The sequence below is a fragment of the Arthrobacter sp. genome, from assembly GCF_030540645.1.
Classification (GTDB): Bacteria; Actinomycetota; Actinomycetes; order Actinomycetales; family Micrococcaceae; genus Specibacter.
Map to the genome: position 1 here is coordinate 21,772 of NZ_JAUNVV010000006.1, position 20,870 is coordinate 42,641.

Consider the following 20,870-nt stretch of genomic DNA (forward strand, 5'->3'; position numbering starts at 1 on the left):
TCCAAACATGAGTCTACTGCGCATCCCACCGCCTCCCTTGGACGGTAAATTGGAGGCATGAACAATGCAGCGCCGACCCGCGCATCTTCGCCTGCCAGCTTTCCCAGCCGCGTCCAGGGCACCCTCATGGGCGGGGCACTGGGTGATTCCTTCGGCTACCTCGTGGAATTTGACTCGTTGGAACAAATCAATGCCAAGTATGGCCCGTCGCTGCTGTTCGACCTGAGCCAGTCCCCGGACCCCGTCCACTTTTCCGATGACACGCAAATGACGCTGTACACCCTCGACGGCCTCCTTGACGTGCTGGAATGGGCCAAGGACGGCGTCGGTGCAGACCTCAACGCATGCCAGTGGCTGGCCTACCTGCGCTGGCTCAAAACCCAGGGTGTCCAGGCCGCCGGGCACGCTCCCGAGCAGGCACCGCGCTGGATCGATACCCAAAGCGTGCTCCACCACCAGCGCCACCCCGGCAACGCCTGCCTCACCGGTTTGTCCACGGGCGAGATGGGCACCACAGCCCGCCCCGTGAACCCCGATTCCAAGGGCTGTGGGACCGTCATGCGCTCAGCCCCTTACGGCCTACTGCCCAACATAGACGCCGAAACCGTCTACAAGATGAGTTTCAACGCCGCGTCCTTGACCCACGGCCACCCGTCCGCCCGGCAGAGTTCCGGCGCGTTCAGCTGGCTCATCCATCAACTCGTCATTGCGGGCCTGCCACTGCGGGCCGCCGCCGAATCCGCCCGCGACCGTGCCGCCGCCGAGCGCTCCGCCGATGTCGACCTGCTGGCCAGGTTGGAGGCGGCGCTCACTCTTTCCACGCACGACGGCGATCCACTGTCCGGTGATTCCCTCACCGAGGCGTTGGGGCTGGGCTGGGTGGCGGAAGAAGCCCTCGCCGTAGCCCTTTATTGCGTACTGGTCACCGGCGGACAGGGTGTTTCCCCGGTGCAGCACTTCCTGGACGCAGTGCGTTTGGCCGTCAACCACAGTGGGGACTCCGACTCCACCGGCGCCATCGCCGGGAACATCCTTGGTGCGCTGCACGGAGAAGCTGCTCTGCCGCCGTCGTGGTTGACACTGTCCGAGGCCCCGCATCTCATCCACCACCTTGGGGCCGAGTTCATCAAACTCACCACAGGGGAATAGCCGCAGCTAAGCAAGGCTGGCGAATAGGCGCCGGTGAGCAGGCTCAGCGCTTTCGCAGGCTGAAGTTGGCGCATTCCTCGCAGGCACTGGCCGGGATGAGGCCGCGGCGCTGCAGCAGGCCGAAAATGACGCAGCCGACGCACAGTCCGATGAACGCTTCCAGCGAGGCGGCCACCACCAGTGTCAGGATCAGCGTCCAGCCCGCCAGTGAAAGCCCGGCCATGAGCAGGCAGAACGCCACGATCGACAACACGGCCCCGATGCCCTGGGCAAAACGCTTCGGCGGCCCGGGAACGAGCTTGGGCTCACCCACGAGCGGAGCCAGCACGTTCACAGACAGCAGCGCGGCAGGGGAAATACGCGGCCCAAAGGCCACTCGGAGCACGAAACCCGCGGCAATGACGGCCACCAACCAGTCAAGCCGGGCCACCACGGCCACCAACGCAAGAGCCACCACAATGCCGGCGGTGAACCTGGCAGCATGTTCGTTCACAGGGTTGGGGAAGGCGAATATTCGCTGGAGCCTGCCGATGCGGGGAACCTGGACCACATCCGGAAGCTGGCTGATGTCCGTGGATGAGGCGAAGCTGACGGCGGGGCAGGTTTGCTGGCTCATAAACTCACAGTAAGACGCCCCAGCGTCCGGGCTGAAGGATTGTTGCGCAGCATGACGGAACGGGCCGCTACCCGACCATCTGCATGAACTCACCTTCAGAGAGCACCTCAATGCCCTGCCCGCGGCGCTGGAGTTCCAACACCCTGTGCGCCTTGGAGGTGAGCCTGCCGCTGCGTAAGTCGCTGGCAGTGAAGCCGCTGCCCACCACCAGCACCGTGGTTTTCAGGGTGACGCTGCTGGCGCACTGCGCACCGTGGCCTGCCGCCCGGACCTTGGCTTCGGGCCTGCCCAGGCCGAGATCTCCGGTAAACACCACCGTCTGCCCGTACAAGGGGTGTAAGGCGTCTGCAAGCGGGTTCGGCACGGGGTTGGGACCTTCGGTGGACCAGCTGGAACGGCCTGTACGGGCTGTTCCAGCGGCAATCCCAGCCTTCAGCTCCGCCATTTTTTGCAGCGCAGAGCGGGTGGCCTTGGATAGCCCGTCACGCGAGGGGTCGTAGGCGTCCACGTGCGGCATGGCCAGTTTCATCGCACCAAATACTTCCCGGACGCTGCCCGAGCCGTGCTTGGCGGCAATGTCCACCATGATGCCGGCGCAGGCGCGGGCATCCTCGGTGGCGTCGTGGTGGTTGAGCAGCGGCACCCCGGCCGCCTCAGCCACAAACGGCAGTGAGTACGAGGGCAGTGCATAGTTCCTACGGGAAAGAATCACAGTGCATGCATAGTCAAAAGACGGTGAAGGCATGTGCGAGACCTCTGCGGCGGAGCGGATCACCCCAATGTCAAAGGCCGCGTTGTGTGCCACGAGCGCATCGGTGCCAATGAAATTGTGCACCTCAGGGAAGACGTCCTTGAAGCGCGGGGCCGTGCTGACATCGTCGGGCGTGATGCCGTGGATGGTGATGTTGCGTGAGTCAAAGTGGTCGTGGCCCTCGGGCGGGCGCATCAGCCAATAACCCTCGTCGACCACCACCCCGCCGCGTACCTTCGTCAAACCCACGGAGCAGGGCGAGCCCCTAAATCCGTTGGCGGTTTCAAAATCGATTGCAGTAAAGTCCAGAGCCACCCTGCAAGGTTACTCCCCCGCCATGACAAGCTGCCAGCCAGCCCGCCAGCTAGGGGGTGGCGCGGCGAAGGGTGGAAAAAGCCGCGAAGCCCAGGATGAGCACGAATGCGAAGGCCAGGGCGCCCAGTGACAACGGAGTGAGTGTGATCAGCCAGGCCCCGACAGCTGGCCACCAGCCCTGCCACGTGATCAGTGCAACGGCTGCGACCACCAATACAGCGAACGACAGGGTCATGACGAGGACCCCCGTGGCCTGCCAGCGCTTGTAGACGGTGGCTGCCCAGAATCCCAGCAGGAACAGAAACATCATGAGCACAAAGTAAAAGAACCACTGGACGAACCAGGACCGGTCGGCCACCCACGAGATGGCGAACATGCGCCCTTGCAGGCCCCATCCGTTCGTTGCCGTCTCCACGATGCCAAGGATCACATACAGGGCCGAGATGGCCGCGGCCAGGACCGTGAACAGTCCCACGGTGCCCAGGAAGAAGTTCCTTCGGCTCACGCTCAGGCCTTGGGAGAAGGGGAAGGACAGGGTCAGGGACTGGATGCCGAGACCGAAGAAATACCACATGACGGCCTGGCCTGCGCCGGAGTACTTCACGCCCACCGAGTTGGGGATTAGCGCAAAGATCACGAGGCTGAGCAGGAACGAGCCGCCGATGATGACGGCCGGTATGCCCAGAAAAGTCCATTTGTTGATGAGTTGCATCCTGGCAACTGCCATTGCGCGGTTCATCGTGCCACTCCCGTCCGGTTTTTGCTGCCCGATTCCTGTGCGCCCTGGTGGGCACCGCCCGGCGACAGCCCGGCGTCGAGCGTTTTTCTAATGACATACTGCTGCAGCGAGACCGAGCCTATTTCAAGGCCCAGCTCCTGCGCTTCACGGCGTTCTGCCGTGCTCAATGCGCCGTCCAGGGTGACGGACTGCAGCGCTCCGAGCTGTTCGCGGTGCAGGATTGTCCGTCCTGCTGTAAAGGCCTCGACTCTGGCTGCGGTGCCTGCCACGTTGACGGCCTGACCGCGGATGTTCTCGGCGTCGTCGTCGACAATGATCCGGCCGTTGTCGATGATGATGACGTGTTCAAGCAGGTTTGCCACTTCATCGATCAAGTGGGAGGACAGCACAATGGTGCGGGGAAACTCCGAATAGTCGGCCAGCAGACGGTCGTAGAACAACTGCCGGGCCACGGCGTCAAGGCCCAGGTAGGGTTCGTCAAAGAACGTCAGTTCCGCCCGGGAGGCCAGGCCGATGATGACGCCCACGGCCGAAAGCTGGCCGCGGGAAAGCTTCTTGATACGGCGCTTCATGGGAAGTTGAAAATCTTGAGCCAAGCTCAGTGCCAGGTCGTTGTCCCAGTTCTTGTAGAACAGCGCCGCAGCTTTGAAGGCGTGCAGCGGCTTGAAGTCGTCAGGGTACTTTTGCGATTCGCGGATAAAGCAGATCCGGCGCAGCACCCTTTCATTCTCATAGGGAGCCTCGCCGAACACGAGCACCGAGCCGGAACTGGCGAATCCCTGCGCCGTGAGCATGGACATGAGGGTGGTCTTGCCGGCGCCGTTGCGGCCCAACAGCCCGTAGATTTTATCCTGTTCAAGGGTGAGGCTGACGTGATCAAGCGCTTTGACGTCGCGGTAGCTTCTACAAAGGTCTTCTACTTGGACTATTGGCGTGTTCATGACGTTCCCTTCTTGGTTCCGGTGCCTGCATCGGCAAGTCCTGCTTCGGCTTCGCGGGTCAGCATTGCTGTGAGCTGATTGTTGTCGATGCCCAGTTTGCGGGCTTCGCGCGCCAGCGGCCGCACGAATTGTTCATAGAAGTCTTCTCGGCGCCGGCCCACAAGGACGGCCCGGGCTCCGGTGGCAACAAACATGCCAATTCCTCGCTTCTTGTAAAGGATTCCGTCGTCGACAAGGAGGTTGACGCCTTTGGCTGCCGTGGCGGGATTGATCCGGTGGAAGGCTGCAAACTCGTTGGTGGAGGGCACTTGGGCTTCCTCGGCGAGGAGGCCGTCCACAATGTCGTTTTCAACCATTTGGGCGATCTGCACAAAGATCGGCTTGCTGTCATCAAACACGGCGGATATTCCTCCGTCCATCAACTGTGAAGTTCAACCGCAACCTCGTTGGTTCATTAGTCATGTAACTAACCATATAACCTCTTAGGCGGGTGTCAACCCCCCTGTCCCTACACCCATGGGTGGAGGAACTGCACCGGGAAGTAAAGTAATCTTGGAGCGTGATACTTACTGCTCTGAGCGAATCTGCCCTGCCCGCATTTGTCGGGCACGGCGCCGTTCCCTCCCTTGGCCTCCTGCCCGACTGGCTCGATCCCATGAACATCCTGGACAACTCCGCGTTGGGTTTCTGGGTGGTCATCATCGCCTGCGCCATCATTTTTGCTGAAACAGGCCTGTTGGTGGGCTTCTTCCTGCCAGGGGACTCACTGCTGTTTACCGCTGGTCTGCTGGTCAGCACCGGAAAAATGCCGGTCAATATCTGGCTGCTCATGGGCATGCTCATTGTCTGCGCCTTCATTGGCAATCAGCTTGGCTACTACATCGGCGAAAAAGCCGGTCCCGCCATTTTCAACAAGCCGGAATCGAAGCTGTTCAAGAAACAGCACGTGGACAGCGCCCACGCCTTCTTTGAAAAGCACGGCGGCAAGGCCTTGATTCTGGCCCGCTTCGTGCCGATTGTGCGCACCTTTGTCCCGGTCATCGTGGGCGTCGCCAAGATGGACATGCGCAAATTCATTCTGTTCAACGCCATTGGAGCAGTCCTGTGGGCTGGTGGCGTCACGCTGCTTGGCTACGTGCTCGGCAACAAGGTGCCCTGGGTCCAACACAACCTGGACATCATCTTCATCGGCATCGTCGCCCTCTCCGTCATTCCCATCGGCATTGAATTCATCAAGGCCGTTGTCAAACGCAGCAAGAAATCACCGCAGGCCTAAGCTTTCACCACAAAAAAGCGACGCCGGGCAGTACGCCCGGCGTCGCTTTTTTGGGTTGGTACCCAGTCAGGCCGGTCACTAGTTCTCAGAGAGGGCCTTCACCAAGTGCGGAAGTAGCGCTCGGAACGCATTCCCCCGGTGGCTGATGGCGTTCTTTTCGGCACTGCTGAGCTCAGCGCAGGAAACGTCCATGCCCAGCGGCGCCAGAACGGGATCGTAACCGAAGCCGCCGCCACCCCGCGGAGCAGTCAGCAAGGTCCCCTCCAAGGTTCCCTCCTCAACAACCCCCACGGAACCATCCGGGTTCGCCAAAGCTGCGGCACAGACAAAACGGGCACCGCGGTGTTCCGGACCAATGTCGGCCAGTTGCGCCAGCAACAACTGCAGATTGGCAGTATCGTCGCCGTGGTGTCCGGCCCAGCGTGCCGAGAAGATCCCGGGAGCCCCGCCTAATACGTCAACGGCCAACCCGGAGTCGTCGGCCACAGCCAGGACGCCGCTGAACTCTGCCACGGCGCGGGCCTTCAAGAGTGCGTTTTCCGCGAAGGTGACCCCCGTTTCGGCGACGTCCGGGGCTTGGATGGCACCGGCGTCGAGCACGTCGTAATCCACGTCAAGACCAGGCACCTGCCCGCGCAGCAGTTCGCGCAGTTCCCGCAGCTTGCCCTGGTTGTGCGTGGCCAGAACGAGTTTGGGCGCCGTCATCAGCCGGCGAGGGTGTCGCGCTGGATCTGGGCCAGCTCGGTGGTGCCGATGAGGGCCAGATCGAGCAGCTGGTTGAGTTCCTCGCGGTCAAAGGGGGCGCCTTCGGCAGTACCTTGGACTTCAACGAACTTACCGGAGCCGGTGACAACCACGTTCATGTCCGTCTCGGCACGCACGTCTTCAACGTAGGGCAGATCGAGCATGGGCACGCCGTCGATGATGCCCACCGAGATGGCCGAGACAGTGTCAATGAGCGGCTGGGCGTTCTTGGCGATCAGCTTGCTCTCCTTCGCATAGGCGATGGCGTCAGCGAGGGCCACATAGGCTCCCGTGATCGCTGCAGTGCGGGTGCCGCCGTCGGCCTGAAGAACGTCGCAGTCAAGGACGATCGTGATTTCCCCCAGTGCCTTGGTGTCGATGATGGAGCGCAGCGAGCGGCCAATCAGGCGAGAGATCTCATGGGTGCGCCCGCCAATTTTCCCCTTGACGGATTCGCGGGAGTTACGGGTGTTCGTGGCGCGCGGCAGCATGGCGTACTCGGCCGTGACCCAGCCGGTTCCTTCGCCCTTGAGCCAGCGCGGGACTCCGGGCGTCAGGGAGGCCGTGCACAGCACGCGGGTGTTGCCGAACTCGATGAGTGCCGAACCTTCGGCTTGTTTGGACCAGCCACGGGTGATGGTGATGTCGCGGAGTTGATCATTGGTGCGGCCGTCGGCGCGCAAGGTAGCAGATTCACGTGAAGTCATGGCTCAAGCCTACTGGGCGAGAGGGGCCCCGGGCGAGCGCAGCGAGGGTGGGGAGCCCAGGAGGCGCTACTGGGCGAGGGGCCCCGGGGCGAGCGCAGCGAGGGTGGGGAGCCCAGGAGGCACTATCGGACCTTGTTCGCCAGCCGAAAGTTCTTCCTCGCCGTGAAGAATCCGGCTGTCGGCTGCATGAAACACAGCACCATGGCTGCCAATCCGAGCAAGATCTGCAAGACGGTGGCGATCCCGCCTGGCATGGACAGCCCGGTGAGCTGAATCAGCCACACCACGGCAAGAATCGCACCGACAATACGGGCCCAGCCCATCCCTTTTCGGATAAACAAGCCAATAACGACGTAGCCAATGACGGCCAGCACGGTCATGACGGCAAGAGTGCCGATCACAAGGGCCACCGAAACATCGATCATTTCAGGGGTGATTCCGGGGGTATTTTGCTTCGTCAACTGTTCGGTGGTCTGCGCACGGAAATCACTGGAATTGGTATGTACGATGCCGAAGATGCCGGCGATGACCTGCAGTGCTGCCGCAGCCAGCAGCATGTAGAAGATCGTGTTCATGATGGGTGGGGGCGTCGGCGCCACCATAGCCACCGCCGGCTGCCGGTACGGGTCGGGTTCGGGGTTGTAGCGTGGCATATCAGTCATGTCGGCTGTCCTTTGCAGATCAAGTACGACGGCGCTTGCCGCCCTTGCCTGTCTTCGAGCCTATCCGTGGTGAACCAGTAAAACGATGCTCCTTTCGGAGGATCTTTACAGCCCCGCCACCACCGCTGCCACCACAGCGCTAAATGATGTAGTGCACACCCGCCACGGCAGCGGCGACTTCACCTGAGTACGTCTCCCGTGCTTCGGCCACCACCGTATTGGCGTCCGTCCAGACCGGAATGTGGGTCAGCAGCAGGCGCTTGACGTTGGCCCGCGTGGCCGCCTCGCCAGCACGCTTGCCTGTCAGATGGACGTCCTTGATGTGGTCGTCGCGGCCTTCTTCAAAAGCAGCCTCGCACAGGAAGAAGTCGGCGTTCCGGGCAGCGTCTTCCAAGCCCTGGCAGCTGTCGGTGTCCCCGGAGTAGGCGAGCACGGAGGTGCGGTCCAGTCCGGTACCGTCGTATTCCGTGGCTTCCACGCGCAATGCATAGGCCTCCGGAACAGGGTGGTTCACTGTGTAGGGTATGACCTTGAACGGGCCCACCTCGATGGGTTCGCGTTCTTGCCACAGCTTGAAGTCAAATTCGTCGTGCATGCCAGGATCCAGCTCAAGGCCATAGGCGGTGGCCAGCCTGTCCGCCGTCGCAGCTGGGCCCCACACAGGGATCCGCCCACTGTCCCAGCCGTCCGGCCCCCACTTGACAGCCACGTGCAGGCCGCACAAGTCCATGCAGTGGTCCGGATGCAGGTGGCTCAGGAAGATCGCATCAATGTCTTCCAAGTCCATGTATTTTTGTACCGCTCCCAGGGCACCGCTGCCCAGGTCAATGAGCACCCGCCAGGGCCGCACGCCGTCGTGCGCTGTCAAAAGGTAGCAGGACGCGGGCGACGCCGGGCCGGGAAAGGACCCGCTGCATCCAACGATCGTCAATTTCATGTCTGCTCCCCTGCGCCGTTTCCCGGAACAGCAAGTCTGCCCACCGAATCCCCCAAAACAAAATTGGAGACTCGGTGTGAGCCGGACCCGCCACCGCTTTCGCGGGCAGCTGCCAGCATGTCGGGAGTGATGCGAGCCAGTGATCCTGTGGGGTAGTGCGCGGAAACGTGGCTGACCTGCTCCACTGCCCGCACTTCCGGACCGAGAAAACGCCGTGCCAGGATGCCAAAGCCCTCGGCATCGCCGGTGGAAAGGAACTGGTGTGTGGGCGCTTCGCTGCAAACCCGTTCCAAGTCGTGGCTGACAAGAGCCCTATAGACGTCTTTAGCCGTTTCCTCGGCGCTGGAAACCAGCGTCACCGAATCCCCCATGACATAGGAAATAACGCCGGTCAGCAAGGGATAGTGGGTGCACCCCAGCACCAGGGTGTCCACTGCGGCAGCCTTGAGCGGGGCCAGGTATTCCTCAGCCGTGGACAGCAGTTCGGGCCCGGCCGTGATGCCGGATTCCACGAAGCGGACAAAGTCCGGGCAGGCCACGGACGTGATGGACAGGTTCGGGGCGGCGGCAAAAGTATCTTCATAGGCACGCGAACCAACGGTGGCGACGGTGCCGATGACGCCGACGTGGCCGGTGCGGGTGGCCGACACCGCACGGCGGACGGCTGGTTGGATGACTTCAATGACGGGGATCCCGTAGCGGGCCGTGTATCTTTCGCGGGCGTCACGCAGCACCGCAGCGGAGGCGGAGTTGCAGGCGATGACGAGCAGTTTTACCCCGGAGTCGACCAGTTCGTCCATGACACCCAAGGCGTTCGCCCTGACTTCGGCAATGGGCAGCGGGCCATAGGGGCCGTTGGCCGTGTCGCCCACATAGAGGATTGACTCGTTCGGCAGCTGGTCAATGACGGCCCGTGCCACGGTCAACCCACCCACGCCGGAATCGAAGATCCCAATGGCACGCCCGGCCATGTCGCTTGACTGGCCTTCGGTGCGGCCCTTCAGGCCTTGGACTGTTGCTGGTGTTGTGCTCATGGTCGTTCCAACACTAGTTGCTTCGCGCCCGGTGCAGCCGCAATTGCGCCCAAGAACACATTCATGGGCGGCGTTGCAGTGCCGCCAACATGGCTTGGACCAGGCTTTCCTGCAGCCACGAGACAAAGTTGTAGACCAGACTCAGATAACTTTCGACGTCGTCTGCCTCACCCCAGTCCTGCACCTGGTGCACCCGCTCGGCATCGGCTTCGTCCCGAATGGCCAGCCGCTCGGCCAGTACCAGGCGGACGTCATTCAACGCCATGGACCACAGCTTTGCCGCTTCCTCGTCAAGGACCAGCTTGTCGCTTTCAAGCCCCAAAGACGCAGCGCGCAAGGCACCAATCTTGGTTTCCCGCAGCGAGCGTTCGGTGAGTTGGCGGAACTCAAGGGCGGAGTCGGCGTCGTTCTTCACGGCATCGGGCAACAGCCGCAACAAGGCAGGATCGGTGGGTACGCTCACATCCATGTCCAGGCCGATCAACGCCGCCAGCGGATCGGAGGACGCCGGAGTTTCCGGTTCCAACATGGTGATGATGTCGACGAAGAGCTTGCGTAGGAGGTCGCGCTCCGGGGCTTCAAGAAAACCGGTGATGCCGCGACGCCCTGCGGAGAAGGCCTTAGCCACGGTCATTGCCCTTCTGCACGGTCGCCCACAAGCCAAAACCGTGCATCGCCACCACGTGCGCCTCCATCTTTTCCTTCGTTCCATGAGCCACAGCAGATCTGCCGAGCGTATGGACTTCCATCATCAATTTGGCTGCCTTGGTCTCGGAATACCCGAAGTAGCTTTGGAAGACGTAACTGACGTAGCTCATCAAATTAACCGGGTCATTCCACACGATCAATTCCCACGGAATGTCCGGGGAGATGAGTTCGCGAGTTGAGACTTCCCGGTCTGTTTCCGGGGCTGTGCTGACACTCATGTGTCCATTCTAGTGTTGCCGCACTAAAGTAAATTCCGTGACTACGCCATCAAGCTGGGGCCACCCCCGCACATCATTGTTTACAGATCACTACGAGCTGACAATGCTTCAGGCAGCCCTGCACTCCGGAGCTGCGCACCGTCGCAGTGTTTTTGAGGCCTTTGCACGCCGGCTTCCGGACGGCCGCCGCTATGGGGTTGTGGGCGGAACGGGCCGGTTCCTGGAAGGCTTGGAGCACTTTCGTTTTGGCCCGGATGAGCTGAATTTTCTGGCCACACACAACGTTGTCAATGACGAAACGCTCTCCTGGCTGGCCGATTTCAAGTTCTCCGGCGACATTTACGGTTACGCAGAGGGCGAACTTTATTTCCCCAATTCGCCTATTTTAACCATTGAATCCACGTTTGCAGAGGCCTGCATCTTGGAGACGTATGTGCTGTCGGTGCTCAACCACGACTCCGCCATCGCCTCCGCAGCCTCCCGCATGATCGGCGCCGCCGGCGCTCGCCCCTGCATTGAGATGGGCTCGCGACGCACGCATGAGGAGTCCGCCGTGGCGGCTTCCCGTGCCGCCGTCATCGCCGGGTTCCACAGCACCTCCAACCTCGAATGCGGGTTGCGTTACGGCGTGCTAACCCAGGGCACCGCCGCGCATTCCTTCACGTTGTTGCACGACTCCGAGGAGGACGCCTTCCGTGCCCAGCTCGGTTCCATGGGTGCCGGGACCACTCTGCTGGTTGACACGTACGACGTCGAAGCGGCCGTACGCAAGGCCGTCGCCATCGCCGGACCGGACTTGGGCGGCGTCCGGTTGGATTCCGGTGACCTGCTCGCCCAGGCGCGCGACGTCCGGGCCCTGCTCGATTCCCTGGGCAATACTAATACGCGCATCACGGTGACCAGCGACCTTGACGAGTTTGCCATCGCCGCCCTGGCCGCGGCACCTGTCGATTCCTATGGAGTGGGCACGTCGCTAGTCACAGGTTCAGGGGCCCCCACAGCCTCCATGGTGTACAAGCTCGTCTCCCGCGAGGGCGACGACGGAGAGTTTGTCTCCGTCGCCAAGGCAGCAAAAAACAAGGCCAGCGTGGGCGGCCGCAAGTACGCGATGCGGCGCCTCAACAGTGCTGGGATTGCCACCGCGGAAGTTGTGGGGATTGGCCACCGCCCCGCCGGGGACACCAATGACCGTCCCCTGCTTACACAGTTCGCCAAGGACGGAGAACTGCTGTCCGGCTGGACCGGCTCCGAGGGCGTGGTTCGCGCCACGGCCCGCCACACCGCCTCGATGGCGGAGATGCCCGGGGCCGCCCGGCGCCTGCAGCGCGGGGAACCCGTCATTCCCACAGAATACGAACAACCCACACCCACCGCTTAGCAAGAGGAGACTTTCATGGCCAAGGCCCTGATCATTGTTGATGTCCAGAACGACTTTTGTGAAGGAGGCTCGCTTGCCGTCGCCGGTGGCGCCGCCCTGGCAACGGAAATCAGCGAGATGCTGGCCGAAACCACCGACTTTGACTTTGTTGCAGCCACCCAGGACTGGCATGTGGAGCCGGGCAGCCACTTCTCGGAGACGCCCAACTTCCGCACCAGCTGGCCCGTGCACTGCGTCGCCGGCTCCAAAGGCGCTGCACTGCACCGCAATCTGGACACCGAGGACATCGACGCCTACTTCCGCAAGGGCAAGTACGACGCCGGCTACTCGGGTTTCGATGGATTGCTCGCCCCTGAAGACGAAGTTGCCGTAGGTGAGCGTGAAGCCCACGAGTCTGCAGCAGAGAACAACGAGTCCCCTGTCAGCCTGGACGATTGGCTGCGCGACAACGACATCGATGACGTCGTCATCGTGGGCATCGCCACCGAGCACTGCGTCCGCGCCACGGCCCTGGACGCCGTCAACGCCGGATACAACACCACCGTATTGCGCGACTTCGTTGCCGGAATTGACGAAGATGCGATCGAGGAAACCCTCGAGGAACTCGAAGACGCCGGTGTGGAAGTGAAGTAACCCGGGTCCTAGTTTTATTATGCGCTGAGTTCAAGGGCCAACCATGCGCCAGTTATGCAGTGGCGCATGGTTGGGCACGGATCGTGCGCAGAATAAAACGCTATTTACGGCCGATGAACCAGTCTTGCAGCTTCTTCAGGCGTGTCTGCAGCTGGGACTCATTGGCTTGGGCCACGGCCGGTCCACCACAGATGCGGCGCAATTCGCTGTGCACCATGCCGTGGGGCATACCTGAACGCGCACTCCATGCTGAGACGTTCTTCGCGAGCTCTCCGCGCAAGTCCATGAGCATACGGTGGTCCACCAGCGGCGCAGCCTCCGGTTCTGCCACGGCCGAGGACGACCTTCGCTTCCGGGTTTGCTGGTCGGCCTGGTGCTGGCGTAGCAGCACGCCCATCTGATCCGCGTCAAGCAATCCGGGGATGCCGAGGAAATCGAGTTCGTCGTCGCTGCCGATGGCGCCGCCGGTGCCGAACTCGCCGCCGTCGAAGAGCACCCGGTCAAAGGAGGCCTGTGATTCCAGTGCCTCGAATTTGAACTTTTCCATGGTGTCGGACGCCTTTTCCTCGCGGTTGGCCTCCTCCATTTCGGCGTCTTCTTCCATGAAGCCGTCGGAATCCTTGTCCGGCCGGTCAAGGGCGTGATCCCGTTCAAGCTCCAACTGGTTGGCCAGTTCCATCAAGTTGGGCACCGATGGCAGGAAGATCGACGCCGTCTCTCCCCTTTTGCGGGCACGCACGAAGCGCCCCACGGCCTGGGCAAAGAATAACGGCGTGGCCGTGGACGTCGCGTAGACGCCAACGGCCAGGCGCGGCACGTCAACACCTTCGGAGACCATGCGCACGGCTACCATCCAGCGTTTGTCACCGGCTGAGAACTTGTCAATCTTGTCAGAGGCCTTGGAGTCGTCGGACAAAATCACGGTGGGCGATTCGCCAGTGATTTTCTTCAACTCCGCTGCGTAGGCGCGGGCGTCCTCATGGTCCGTCGCAATGACCATGGCCCCGGCGTCGGGCACGGCACGGCGCACCTCGGTCAGGCGCTTGTCGGCTGCGGCCAACACAGCGGGGATCCACTCCCCTGCCGGGTTCAGGGCTGTGCGCCAGGCCTGGGAGGTGACATCTTTCGTCACTGCTTCACCCAGTCTGGCGGCCATTTCCTCGCCAGCACTGGTGCGCCAACGCATTTGACCGGAGTAGGCCATGAACATGACGGGGCGCACCACGTGGTCCCGCAAAGCCTCACCATAACCGTACGTGTAGTCGGCCTTCGAACGGCGGATCCCGTCCCGGTCCTCGGCATATTCCACGAAGGGTATGGCCGCCGTGTCGGAGCGGAAGGGCGTTCCTGTCAGGGCTAGGCGACGGGCAGCAGGGTCAAACGCTTCCCTGATCCCGTCACCCCAGGACAGTGCATCGCCACCATGGTGAATTTCATCCAGGATGACCAGCGTGCGCGCAGCCTCGGTCTTCGCCCTGTGCAGCAATGGTTTGCTGGCAACCTGGGCGTACGTCACAGCCACACCGGTAAATCCTTTGCCATGGCGACCGTCGGCGTTTTTGAAGTTCGGGTCGATGGCAATGCCCACCTTGGCTGCCGCATCCGCCCACTGCCGCTTCAGGTGGTCGGTGGGGGTGACGATCGTGACCCTGTTGATGGTGCCACGCGCAATGAGCTGTGTGGCAATGTGCAGGGCAAACGTCGTCTTTCCGGCACCGGGGGTGGCGACGGCCATGAAGTCCTTCGGATTTTCACTGAAGTACTTTTCCATGGCTTCGCTCTGCCACGCACGTAGTTTCTGCGCCGTTCCCCAAGCAGCACGCTCCGGGTAGGCGGGAGGCAGCGACGGGCCACCAAACAATGTTTCCGTCACGAATTTCCCGCCATCCTTGTCACTTCTTCCTGCCCTTTGCACCCGGAACCGGGCACAGCAAAGACAACGCCCGTTTCGGCGTGCCTGCCAAAATTAATAATGTGTCAAGGCTACTTTTTAGGTTCCTTGGGGCCCTTGCCCTTGCCACCTTCGGGCTTCAAGCCGTCATAGATGGCCTTGCAGTCGGGGCAGACCGGGAACTTGTGCGGATCGCGTCCCGGGGTCCACACCTTGCCGCATAGGGCCACTACGGGGTCGCCCGTCATGGCCGATTCCATGATCTTTTCCTTGCGGACGTAGTGCGAGAACCGCTCGCTGTCGCCGGGCTCGACTTCCTGGAGCAACTCCTGGCGTTCAATCACGGCGGTCGAACCGCCGCCGGTGCCGGGGTTGCCCGTGGGATGGTTTTCGAAGGGGTCTGGAGGCAAACTCATGTATCCATTCTAGCGTCTTCTGCCTCGCGACTCACCGAGGCAGGGGACGACGGCGGGAGGCGAGTTATGAATCTCACTCGCCTCCCGCCGTGGGACTGCCCATGCTGTTGTGCTTAGAGGCCCTGCCAGGCCGGCTTGTTGTTGAAGGCGTTGCGGTACATGGCTGCACCTTCCAGCTTGGAGGCTGCAGCTTCGTCAATAATGACGGTGGCGCGCTGGTGGAACTGCAAGATGGAGGCAGGGCACGCAGCGGAGACGGGGCCCTCAACGAAGTCACGCACGGCGTCGGCCTTGCCGGCCCCGAACGCAACCAGGACCAGGTGGCGGGCGTCCATGATGGTGCCCAGCCCCTGCGTCACCACGTGGTGCGGGACCTGGGAGATGCTGTCAAAGAACCGTGCATTGTCCTGGCGTGTCTGTTCAGCCAGGGTCTTGATGCGGGTGCGTGAGGCAAGGGATGAACCGGGCTCGTTGAAGCCGATATGCCCGTTGGTGCCGACCCCGAGGATCTGCAGGTCAATGCCGCCGGCGTCAGCAATGGCAGCCTCGTACGATGCGCAGGCGCCCTCCACGTCTTCACTGGTGCCGTCGGGACCGTGTACGTTCTCAGCCGCCACATCAACGCGATTGGTGAACTCGCGCCGGATCACTTCACGGTAGGACTCGAAGTGGCCTACAGGCAGACCCACATACTCATCCAGGGCAAAGCCGCTGACCTCGGCGAAGCTCAGGCCTTCCTCCTCGTGGCGGCGGGCCAGCTCATCGTAGATGGGCAGCGGAGAGGACCCAGTGGCCAGGCCGATCACAGCGGTGGGCTTGGCACGCACCAACGACTCGATGGAGTCGGCGGCGAGGGCGCCAATTTCCTTGCTGCTGGGGAGGATGATGACCTCCATATGACACGCTTCCTTTCGCGGCACGAGCGTGCCTGTGGCATTTTTTAAAATTCATGCAAAGTTGCTGCCCTCCACCTTATCCAGTGCGGGCAGCCATCAGCTAACGGTCCAGCGAAACCGACAACAGCAGTTCCGGAGCCCGCCTGTTGTAAAGAGCGGCACCCTGCCGGACGCCCACCGCCAGGAACACCGCACCCAAAATGAGTCCCACGAGCAGTGCCAGCCACGAGAACAGCACCTGCCCGGTCACCATGCCAACAATGACAAGAACAAGTTCCGGCAGCACCAGCAGGCCCATACCGGCAAATCCCGCGAACTGGATCATGGCGGAGGCAAACCCGTTTCCCGGACGCGTCTTCAGTGGGCTGTCCCCGGGCAGCGGCACATTCATGGTGAACCGTGCCGAGAACACGCTGGCCAAACCCAGCCCCGAGCCCACCACCCCGATGACCAGTCCCACCGTCCCCAACAGCTGGCCTGCGTCCTTGGCAAAGATCGCACCGACGACGGCGTAGAGCAGTCCCAGCGGCAGCGCCAGCACCCCGGCTGCCACAGCCCGGCCCGTGCGGTCGGCCAGGCCGTTGACACCCGTGGCAACATGCAGGGCGAAGGCGGTGTTGTCGTAGGAGATGTCGGCACTGATCGACCAGACCACCAAAGATGCCGCCAGTGCAGCGCCAAAGCCCAGTGCAATCCCGGTGGCGGCCCCGCCGTCAAATTGAGAGCCGGCAAAAACAAGGACCAGCGGCAGCAGCGGGGCCATCAGCAGGCCCGCACTGTAGCGTGGATCCCTGAACCAATACGTCAGGCAGCGTGCGGCTACGGCGCCCGAAGGCGTGGCTGGGAACCAGGCAAAGAAACCGAGCTTGCCTCTTCCACGCCGCGCTCCACCAGCAGCGGCGGGTGTGACCAGCGCTCTGGCCAGGCACGCCTTCCACACCCAGACAAGGGCAGCAATCGTGGCCAAAGCGATCAGGAACTTCAGTGCGGCCAGCCCGTAGTGACCTTGGGCGACATCCGCCGGAACTGCCCAGACTGCACCCAGTGGTGTCCAGGAAACGCTATTCGCCAACCGCGGAAGGTAGGCGCTGAAGTCGCTCAGCCCGGCGGTGATGCCGCTCATGATGGGACCCAGAAACATCAGCGGAACCAGAACAATAATGCCGCTGAAGTCCTTGAACCGCCGGTTTGCGGCCAGGCTGGCGCTTGCAGCCGTAATGGCACGGGACGCCACGATGCATGTCACAGCAGCCAAGGCCCCACAGACCACGGCCACCACGGCAGCCAGGGGATGTCTCCACCACGAGGCAGCAGTGCCCACCGATGCCAAGAGCGTCAGAGCCCCCGGTATGCCAATGAAACTGCCCAGCAGCAGCCCAGCCAGCATAGACCTCATGGGGATCGCATATGTGGTGAAGCGCGCCGGGTCAAGAGTCATGTCCAGACCGCTGAGCACAACCGGTATCACCAACCAGCCCAGAACCACAGCAGCACCGGCAAGGATCACCACCGTGCCGATGAGCTCGGGCTCAGCGCTGCCCAGCACCGCCAGCCCCACCAGCACCAGGACAAGCACTCCTAGCCCGTATAATCCGCCAAAGATCATGCCCACCAGCTGCCAGGGGCTGCGCTTGAGGGAGTTGCGCAGCAGCGTCAGTTTCAGCCTTACGAGGTACGCAACCATGAAAGTCCCCCCGTTTGGTTGCGTCCGCCGACCAGCGCAACGAACTTCTCTTCCAAGCTTTGCTCCCCACGCACCTCATCGACGGTACCGGCTGCGAGCACGCGGCCAGCGGAGATGACGGCCACATGGTCGCACATGCGTTGGACAAGGTCCATGACGTGGCTGGAGACTATGACGGTGCCACCGGACTTGACATAGTCATCCAGGATGTCGCGGATATTGGCCGCGGAGACAGGATCGACCGATTCGAAGGGCTCGTCAAGGACAAGCAGCCTGGGTGCATGAATGAGTGCCGCAGCAAGGGCGATCTTCTTCGTCATTCCGGCTGAGTAGTCCACCACAAGAGTTCCAGCGTCCTTGACAAGGTCCATGGCAATCAGCAGGTCCGTGACCCGGCTGGCCACCGTGTCCTTGTCCATGCCGCGCAGCAGCCCTGCGTAGCTGACAAGCTGTTCGCCCGTTAGGCGGTCAAAGAGGCGCACGCCGTCGGGCAGCAGGCCCATGAGCCGCTTGGCCTCCAGCGGCTGTTTCCAAACGTCCATACCGTGGACCCAGACCTGCCCGGCATCCGGACGCAGCAGTCCGGTCGCCATGGACAGGGAGGTGGTTTTGCCTGCCCCGTTGGGGCCCACCAAACCGTAAAAGGAGCCGGCCGGAACGTCAAGGTCAATGCCGTCCACGGCAAGCTTCGGGCCGAACCGCTTGGTCAGGCCGCGGATGGAAAGGGCAGGCACAAGCCCTGCCGCGGGGGGTTGCCACGATGAAATGTTGTCCATGGCCAAACCCTAACAAGCCGATGCGCCACAGCCGGACATCCAAAAGGATGAACTTGACGCAAAAGCCCCATCCAGGCAGCGGTTATGTCACGGCAGGATGGGGCTTTATTTTCCGGGCTCATTGCCGCGGCGGCGTTTACCTAAAACAAGGCCCGTGCCAGTGCTTGGCGAGAGGCCGAAACTCGTGGGTCACCTACACCGACCACATCATAGAGTTCAAGCAGGCGAATCCTGGCGGTGTCGCGCTCAGGACCAAAATGGGTGCCGATGTATTTGACCAAGCGTGCCAGCGCATCCTCAACATGGCCCCCTGTGACGTCCAGGTCAGCCACGGCCAGAACCGCGTCAAAGTCGTCTTGATTAGCGGCGGCGCGTGACCGGAACTCCTCTGCCTGGGACACATTGATCTGCGCCGTGCGGCGCATGAGGTTCACTTGGGCCAGCCCGATCTTGGCGTCGGCGTCGTTTGGCTTTTCTGCCAGCGCCTTCTCATAGCTGGCCTTGGCCAGGTCCAGGTCACCGCTCTCAATGGCGTCCAGAGCCGCCTGGTGCAACGGTGGCAGTGGCGGTTCAGGAGCAGCATCGGGTTCCGGTGCACCTCCCAGACTTCCGGTCACGCCGTTGCTGGCAGCGACCTTAAGCAGTTCCACAAGAAATTCCCGTACCTGGTCCTCGGGTAGATCGCCCTCAAACATGGGGACGGGCTGACCCTTGATCAACGCGATGACGGTGGGAACGGCTGTGACGCCGAAGGCCTGGGCGATCTGCGGGCTGGAATCCACGTCTACGCGGCCCAGCGCGATCTTTCCGCCATTTTCATTCATCAGCTTCTCCAACAGCGCGTTCACCTGCGCCGACTGTTGCGAGCGTCCAGAACCCAATGCAACAACAACAGGGACCTTCTGTGAGAGCTGTACAAACTCTTGGAAGCTCTGCTCGTTGACGTCCACGGCATAGGGTGAACCACCGGAGGGCGCACTGGAGGGGGCTGCGGTGGCCCGGTTCTTCAAAGCTGAAAGGTCGACGGCGCCGCGCAGGTTGATCCCGGGCGATGCGTTGGGTGGCAGGGGGCTGTTTTGACTCATGAATTCACTCTAACTGTGCCGGCCCGCGGCGTTGAGGCTTCTCGCCGCGGGCGAAACAACGGGATTGCGAGGGATGGGGACCACGCCGACTAAGACGCTCTCCCCCAGGACCCGCACTAGATGCCGGGTAAGGAGCTGCCTGTTACTTGAACGTCCCGCCAACCAGACTTCTGGTGGCTGAGAGAATCGTGATCTTGGCAGGAACTCCGGTGGGTGGAATATACATGACCACTGGTTCTGCGTAGTGCAGCGTGAACCCCTTGGTGGTTTCCTTGCCTCCAGTGAACACGGCAGCGTCCGCTCCGACTGTCAACGTAGCTGCTTCCTTGCTAGTTGCATCTATGGCAAAGTCGTTGCCCACTACGACCATGGCGCCGCCGTCGGCAGTGCGCATGGCCAACGCCGAGCCAAGGTCTCCCTTGTGGCTGAACACGTTCGTGGCGTCCTTCGCGTCAGCAACAACCTTTTTCTGCAGGTCGAGGACACTGCTGATGTACACGCTGTCGTTGAAGGAGTCCTTGAACTTGCTGTCAGCATTCGTCAGCCGGTCACTCAGTGCGGAAATCGCCGCTTTCGGGCTCATTTTCAGGTCTGTGGCGGAATCAAGCGCAACTGCCTCGGTTCCTTCCTTATCCACAGTGGGGAACGTCTGACCAGGCAAAAGCGGTGTCGCATGGATCAGCTTGTAGTTTTCCCGCGGGCTTGCCTGAACAAGTGTCAGCAGCTGGGGCAGCGAATTGTCCTTCCCCTGCGTGACAAGCATGGCCGAACGCGGCCAGGTCCGGTTGGTGGTGACAACCCTCGCCAACAGCTTTGTTGCTGACACCGGCTCGACGGCGGCTTGCTTGTCCACCTTGGCGCGGATCTTGTAGTTTGCCGTGCGGACGTTCAACGCCATGCCTGCAACTCGGGGCGCCAATTCCTTGGCGTTCTTGGCGTTGTCCCCGGAAGCCACCACTGCAGCCACGGAAGCGGCTATGCGCTCCACCTGACTGTCCAGCAGGTTCGGGAACCCGGCAGTGGCCGGAGTAGCTGAAGCCACCGCACTGGGCGTTGCTGCTCCTGTGGTGGCTCCGGTACTGGCGCTGGGTGTGGGCGTTGCTGCGCCGGTTGTGGCTGCTGTACTGGCGCTGGGTGTGGGGGCAGGGGTGGTTGTATCGGCGGCGACAGCTGGACTCATGCCTCCGGCCAGCAACGCGGTGGCCAAAACGGCACCCCATCGGGCCTTCACGCTATTGTTCACCGTCCGTACTTGTCGGGGTGACTGTGCCGATGCGGCGGCGAACTTCATCTTGCCGTCCTTCTTTTCGCCAG

General features: G+C 62.1%; 23 protein-coding genes. 4 read left to right on the plus strand and 19 right to left on the minus strand.

Annotated features, from left to right (window positions below; genetic code table 11):
- Positions 1-57: 57 nt before the first annotated feature.
- Entirely contained in the window at positions 58-1,149 is a 1,092-nt protein-coding gene (locus Q4P21_RS02270; protein ID WP_303387245.1) for an ADP-ribosylglycohydrolase family protein, read from the plus strand.
- 43 nt (positions 1,150-1,192) lie between these two features.
- On the opposite strand, the gene Q4P21_RS02275 is transcribed toward Q4P21_RS02270, so the two are convergent.
- The 5 genes from Q4P21_RS02275 to Q4P21_RS02295 form a co-directional block, all read right to left on the minus strand.
- Positions 1,193-1,765 (minus strand): DUF4395 domain-containing protein, encoded by a 573-nt coding sequence (locus Q4P21_RS02275; protein WP_303387246.1) that lies wholly within the window; start codon positions 1,763-1,765, stop codon positions 1,193-1,195.
- Positions 1,766-1,832: 67 nt separating this feature from the next.
- Positions 1,833-2,831, minus strand: coding sequence for an exonuclease domain-containing protein (locus Q4P21_RS02280; protein ID WP_303387247.1), 999 nt, complete (start codon positions 2,829-2,831; stop codon positions 1,833-1,835).
- 49 nt (positions 2,832-2,880) lie between these two features.
- A complete protein-coding gene (locus Q4P21_RS02285; protein ID WP_303387248.1) occupies positions 2,881-3,570 on the minus strand; it encodes a hypothetical protein in 690 nt (229 codons plus the stop codon).
- Positions 3,567-4,511 (minus strand): ABC transporter ATP-binding protein, encoded by a 945-nt coding sequence (locus Q4P21_RS02290; protein WP_303387249.1) that lies wholly within the window; start codon positions 4,509-4,511, stop codon positions 3,567-3,569. The genes Q4P21_RS02285 and Q4P21_RS02290 overlap by 4 nt, the downstream gene beginning before the upstream one ends.
- Positions 4,508-4,909, minus strand: a complete 402-nt coding sequence (locus tag Q4P21_RS02295; RefSeq protein ID WP_303387250.1) for a GntR family transcriptional regulator — start codon at positions 4,907-4,909, stop codon at positions 4,508-4,510. Before Q4P21_RS02295 ends, Q4P21_RS02290 begins: the two co-directional genes overlap by 4 nt.
- Positions 4,910-5,085: 176 nt before the next feature.
- Here Q4P21_RS02295 and Q4P21_RS02300 point away from each other — a divergent pair, with 176 nt between their 5' ends.
- A complete protein-coding gene (locus Q4P21_RS02300) occupies positions 5,086-5,787 on the plus strand; it encodes a DedA family protein (protein ID WP_303387286.1) in 702 nt (233 codons plus the stop codon).
- 78 nt (positions 5,788-5,865) lie between these two features.
- Here the strand turns inward: Q4P21_RS02300 and rdgB are convergent, their stop codons facing one another.
- The 7 genes from rdgB to clpS all read right to left on the minus strand — a co-directional run bounded on the left by rdgB (position 5,866) and on the right by clpS (position 10,797).
- On the minus strand, positions 5,866-6,492 hold the full coding sequence (gene rdgB, locus Q4P21_RS02305; RefSeq protein ID WP_303387251.1) for an RdgB/HAM1 family non-canonical purine NTP pyrophosphatase: 627 nt from the start codon (positions 6,490-6,492) through the stop codon (positions 5,866-5,868).
- Positions 6,492-7,238: a ribonuclease PH gene (gene rph / locus Q4P21_RS02310; RefSeq protein WP_303387252.1), complete on the minus strand. Its 747-nt coding sequence runs from the start codon at positions 7,236-7,238 to the stop codon at positions 6,492-6,494. Before rph ends, rdgB begins: the two co-directional genes overlap by 1 nt.
- A gap of 122 nt (positions 7,239-7,360) precedes the next feature.
- Positions 7,361-7,900, minus strand: a complete 540-nt coding sequence (locus Q4P21_RS02315; RefSeq protein ID WP_303387253.1) for a hypothetical protein — start codon at positions 7,898-7,900, stop codon at positions 7,361-7,363.
- A gap of 139 nt (positions 7,901-8,039) precedes the next feature.
- A complete protein-coding gene (locus Q4P21_RS02320; RefSeq protein WP_303387254.1) occupies positions 8,040-8,837 on the minus strand; it encodes an MBL fold metallo-hydrolase in 798 nt (265 codons plus the stop codon).
- Entirely contained in the window at positions 8,834-9,808 is a 975-nt protein-coding gene (gene murI, locus Q4P21_RS02325) for a glutamate racemase (protein WP_303387287.1), read from the minus strand. The genes Q4P21_RS02320 and murI overlap by 4 nt, the downstream gene beginning before the upstream one ends.
- A gap of 124 nt (positions 9,809-9,932) precedes the next feature.
- Positions 9,933-10,499: a DUF2017 domain-containing protein gene (locus tag Q4P21_RS02330; protein ID WP_303387288.1), complete on the minus strand. Its 567-nt coding sequence runs from the start codon at positions 10,497-10,499 to the stop codon at positions 9,933-9,935.
- The gene (clpS, locus tag Q4P21_RS02335; protein ID WP_303387255.1) at positions 10,492-10,797 is read right to left on the minus strand and encodes an ATP-dependent Clp protease adapter ClpS; all 306 of its coding nucleotides are present in this window, start codon (positions 10,795-10,797) and stop codon (positions 10,492-10,494) included. The genes Q4P21_RS02330 and clpS overlap by 8 nt, the downstream gene beginning before the upstream one ends.
- Before the next feature lie 37 nt (positions 10,798-10,834).
- Between clpS and Q4P21_RS02340 the strand changes: the two genes are divergently transcribed.
- Both Q4P21_RS02340 and Q4P21_RS02345 read left to right on the plus strand, forming a co-directional pair.
- A complete protein-coding gene (locus Q4P21_RS02340) occupies positions 10,835-12,175 on the plus strand; it encodes a nicotinate phosphoribosyltransferase (protein WP_303387256.1) in 1,341 nt (446 codons plus the stop codon).
- Positions 12,176-12,190: 15 nt separating this feature from the next.
- Entirely contained in the window at positions 12,191-12,808 is a 618-nt protein-coding gene (locus Q4P21_RS02345; protein WP_303387257.1) for an isochorismatase family protein, read from the plus strand.
- Between the two features lie 100 nt (positions 12,809-12,908).
- Here Q4P21_RS02345 and Q4P21_RS02350 read toward each other — a convergent pair whose 3' ends face one another.
- From Q4P21_RS02350 to Q4P21_RS02380, 7 genes are all read right to left on the minus strand, one after another.
- Positions 12,909-14,681 carry a DEAD/DEAH box helicase gene (locus Q4P21_RS02350; protein WP_303387258.1) on the minus strand — a complete coding sequence of 591 codons (1,773 nt, stop codon included), beginning with the start codon at positions 14,679-14,681 and terminating at the stop codon, positions 12,909-12,911.
- A gap of 110 nt (positions 14,682-14,791) precedes the next feature.
- Positions 14,792-15,115, minus strand: a complete 324-nt coding sequence (locus Q4P21_RS02355) for a DUF3039 domain-containing protein (protein WP_303387259.1) — start codon at positions 15,113-15,115, stop codon at positions 14,792-14,794.
- Positions 15,116-15,228: 113 nt separating this feature from the next.
- Entirely contained in the window at positions 15,229-16,011 is a 783-nt protein-coding gene (gene nagB, locus Q4P21_RS02360) for a glucosamine-6-phosphate deaminase (RefSeq protein WP_303387260.1), read from the minus strand.
- A 100-nt stretch (positions 16,012-16,111) separates the two neighbouring features.
- On the minus strand, positions 16,112-17,695 hold the full coding sequence (locus tag Q4P21_RS02365; RefSeq protein ID WP_303387261.1) for a transporter: 1,584 nt from the start codon (positions 17,693-17,695) through the stop codon (positions 16,112-16,114).
- A complete protein-coding gene (locus Q4P21_RS02370; RefSeq protein WP_303387262.1) occupies positions 17,677-18,471 on the minus strand; it encodes an ABC transporter ATP-binding protein in 795 nt (264 codons plus the stop codon). The genes Q4P21_RS02365 and Q4P21_RS02370 overlap by 19 nt, the downstream gene beginning before the upstream one ends.
- A 140-nt stretch (positions 18,472-18,611) precedes the next feature.
- Complete coding sequence (locus Q4P21_RS02375; protein WP_303387263.1) at positions 18,612-19,556, minus strand: tetratricopeptide repeat protein; 945 nt, start codon at positions 19,554-19,556, stop codon at positions 18,612-18,614.
- A 142-nt stretch (positions 19,557-19,698) separates the two neighbouring features.
- Positions 19,699-20,870 (minus strand): hypothetical protein (locus Q4P21_RS02380; RefSeq protein ID WP_303387264.1); only part of this gene is annotated, 1,172 nt, incomplete at its 5' end.

Excerpts from the sequence above, each read along its gene's own strand:
- Q4P21_RS02270 (WP_303387245.1), top strand. The coding sequence starts at position 58 with ATGAACAATGCAGCGCCGACCCGCGCATCTTCGCCTGCCAGCTTTCCC.
- Q4P21_RS02275 (WP_303387246.1), bottom strand. The coding sequence starts at position 1,765 with ATGAGCCAGCAAACCTGCCCCGCCGTCAGCTTCGCCTCATCCACGGAC.
- Q4P21_RS02285 (WP_303387248.1), bottom strand. The coding sequence starts at position 3,570 with ATGAACCGCGCAATGGCAGTTGCCAGGATGCAACTCATCAACAAATGG.
- Q4P21_RS02290 (WP_303387249.1), bottom strand. The coding sequence starts at position 4,511 with ATGAACACGCCAATAGTCCAAGTAGAAGACCTTTGTAGAAGCTACCGC.
- rdgB (WP_303387251.1), bottom strand. The coding sequence starts at position 6,492 with ATGACGGCGCCCAAACTCGTTCTGGCCACGCACAACCAGGGCAAGCTG.
- rph (WP_303387252.1), bottom strand. The coding sequence starts at position 7,238 with ATGACTTCACGTGAATCTGCTACCTTGCGCGCCGACGGCCGCACCAAT.
- Q4P21_RS02315 (WP_303387253.1), bottom strand. The coding sequence starts at position 7,900 with ATGACTGATATGCCACGCTACAACCCCGAACCCGACCCGTACCGGCAG.
- Q4P21_RS02320 (WP_303387254.1), bottom strand. The coding sequence starts at position 8,837 with ATGAAATTGACGATCGTTGGATGCAGCGGGTCCTTTCCCGGCCCGGCG.
- murI (WP_303387287.1), bottom strand. The coding sequence starts at position 9,808 with ATGGCCGGGCGTGCCATTGGGATCTTCGATTCCGGCGTGGGTGGGTTG.
- clpS (WP_303387255.1), bottom strand. The coding sequence starts at position 10,797 with ATGAGTGTCAGCACAGCCCCGGAAACAGACCGGGAAGTCTCAACTCGC.
- Q4P21_RS02345 (WP_303387257.1), top strand. The coding sequence starts at position 12,191 with ATGGCCAAGGCCCTGATCATTGTTGATGTCCAGAACGACTTTTGTGAA.
- Q4P21_RS02355 (WP_303387259.1), bottom strand. The coding sequence starts at position 15,115 with ATGAGTTTGCCTCCAGACCCCTTCGAAAACCATCCCACGGGCAACCCC.
- nagB (WP_303387260.1), bottom strand. The coding sequence starts at position 16,011 with ATGGAGGTCATCATCCTCCCCAGCAGCAAGGAAATTGGCGCCCTCGCC.
- Q4P21_RS02365 (WP_303387261.1), bottom strand. The coding sequence starts at position 17,695 with ATGGTTGCGTACCTCGTAAGGCTGAAACTGACGCTGCTGCGCAACTCC.
- Q4P21_RS02370 (WP_303387262.1), bottom strand. The coding sequence starts at position 18,471 with ATGGACAACATTTCATCGTGGCAACCCCCCGCGGCAGGGCTTGTGCCT.
- Q4P21_RS02375 (WP_303387263.1), bottom strand. The coding sequence starts at position 19,556 with ATGAGTCAAAACAGCCCCCTGCCACCCAACGCATCGCCCGGGATCAAC.